The sequence below is a fragment of the Microbacterium profundi genome (assembly GCF_000763375.1).
In the GTDB taxonomy this organism is placed as follows: domain Bacteria; phylum Actinomycetota; class Actinomycetes; order Actinomycetales; family Microbacteriaceae; genus Microbacterium; species Microbacterium profundi.
Genome location: NZ_JPSY01000009.1, coordinates 1 through 784, shown reverse-complemented (window position 1 = coordinate 784; position 784 = coordinate 1). Strand labels below are relative to the sequence as shown.

Below are 784 nucleotides of genomic sequence, written 5' to 3'. Positions count from 1 at the left end.
TTGGCGTACTCCGCGAGCAGGATCGCGGCGCCGAGCCCGAATGGCACGGCGACCACGAGTGCGATAACCGTCGTCCATAACGTGGCGGTCACCAGGGGCAGGACACCGAACGAGGCGTCGGCGAATCGGGGGGCCCAGCGTGTGCCGAAGAGGAACTCGAGCACGGGCACTTCGGCGAAGAAGCTCAGCGACGGAATCAGCAGCGCGATGAGGATGCCGACCGTCGTGATGACAGTGATGCCGGCCGCCACGCGCAAACCGAGCTTGATGAGGAACTCACCGGGCCGGCGGCGTCCAGCGAATGATGCGGAGGGGGCGGGGGCCCGACCAGTGGCCGGACCCCCTGTCCGCTCAGAGACGGTGGTCATGAGAATCGTCGTGAGCGGGCGGATCAGCCGAGGGATGCGAGCTCGTCCGAGGCCGTGGTGACCTGCTCCTCGGTAAGGGGGACGAACAGGGCGCGCTCGGCGATGTCGAGCGAGTTCGCGACGTAGAAGTCGACGAACGCCTTCACCTGTTCCTTTTCAACGTAGGAGGCGTTGTTGACGTAGATGAACAGCGGACGCCCCAGCGGGGTGTACGTGCCGTCCTGAACGGTCTCCGTGCTCGGCATCACACCGTCGATCATGGCGGCCTTGATGACCCCCTCGTTCTCTTCGACGTAGCTCAGGCCAAGGAACCCGATCGCGCCGACGTCGCCCGAGACGCCCTGGACCGTGATGTTGTCGTCCTCCGAAGGGCTGTAGTCGGTACGAATCGCGCCTTCTTCACCGTTGATCGCGTC

At 65.2% G+C, this 784-nt stretch carries 2 pseudogenes; both read right to left on the bottom strand.

Going from position 1 to position 784, the window contains the following annotated elements:
- A pseudogene (locus JF52_RS0116220) lies at window positions 1–368 on the bottom strand (phosphate ABC transporter permease subunit PstC); the annotation flags it as partial.
- A gap of 23 nt (window positions 369–391) precedes the next feature.
- Window positions 392–784, bottom strand: a pseudogene (locus JF52_RS0116215) (PstS family phosphate ABC transporter substrate-binding protein); the annotation flags it as partial.